Here is a 1,055-nt window from a genome sequence, read left to right as displayed (position 1 = left end):
GAAATAGAACCTGAAACCGTGTACGTACAAGCAGTAGGAGCCCACTTGTTGGGTGACTGCGTACCTTTTGTATAATGGGTCAGCGACTTATATTTTGTAGCGAGGTTAACCGAATAGGGTAGCCGTAGGGAAACCGAGTCTTAACTGGGCGACTAGTTGCAAGGTATAGACCCGAAACCCGGTGATCTAGCCATGGGCAGGTTGAAGGTTGAGTAACATCAACTGGAGGACCGAACCCACTAACGTTGAAAAGTTAGGGGATGACCTGTGGCTAGGAGTGAAAGGCTAATCAAACCGGGAGATAGCTGGTTCTCCCCGAAATCTATTTAGGTAGAGCCTCGGACGAATACTTACGGGGGTAGAGCACTGTTAAGGCTAGGGGGTCATCCCGACTTACCAACCCTTTGCAAACTCCGAATACCGTAAAGTAATATCCGGGAGACACACGGCGGGTGCTAACGTCCGTCGTGAAGAGGGAAACAACCCAGACCGCCAGCTAAGGTCCCAAAGTCATAGTTAAGTGGGAAACGATGTGGAAAGGCCCAGACAGCCAGGAGGTTGGCTTAGAAGCAGCCATCCTTTAAAGAAAGCGTAATAGCTCACTGGTCGAGTCGGTCTGCGCGGAAGATGTAACGGGGCTAAACTATGCACCGAAGCTGCGGATTCAGAATTTATTCTGAGTGGTAGGGGAGCGTTCTGTAAGCGGTTGAAGGTGTACCGGGAGGTATGCTGGACGTATCAGAAGTGCGAATGCTGACATGAGTAACGATAATGGGAGTGAAAAACTCCCACGCCGGAAGACCAAGGGTTCCTATCCCATGTTAATCAGGGTAGGGTAAGTCGACCCCTAAGGCGAGGCCGAAAGGCGTAGTCGATGGGAAACAGATTAATATTTCTGTACTCGATATAATTGCGATGGGGGGACGGAGCAGGCTAAACAAGCATGGCGTTGGTAGTCCATGTGAAAGTGAGTAGGTTGGCGACTTAGGTAAATCCGGGTTGCTATTAAGACTGAGACACGAGACGAGTCACTACGGTGATGAAGTTGTTGATGC

At 50.0% G+C, this 1,055-nt stretch carries 1 rRNA gene; it reads left to right on the top strand.

Going from position 1 to position 1,055, the window contains the following annotated elements:
• Positions 1-1,055: ribosomal RNA gene (locus I6F10_RS19975) — 23S ribosomal RNA — on the top strand; the annotation flags it as partial.

Origin of the sequence: Pseudoalteromonas sp. SWYJZ98 (assembly GCF_015864495.1) — a bacterium.
In the GTDB taxonomy this organism is placed as follows: domain Bacteria; phylum Pseudomonadota; class Gammaproteobacteria; order Enterobacterales; family Alteromonadaceae; genus Pseudoalteromonas; species Pseudoalteromonas distincta.
Note: the sequence above shows the minus strand (reverse complement) of the source record. Positions and strands in the feature narration are given on the sequence as shown.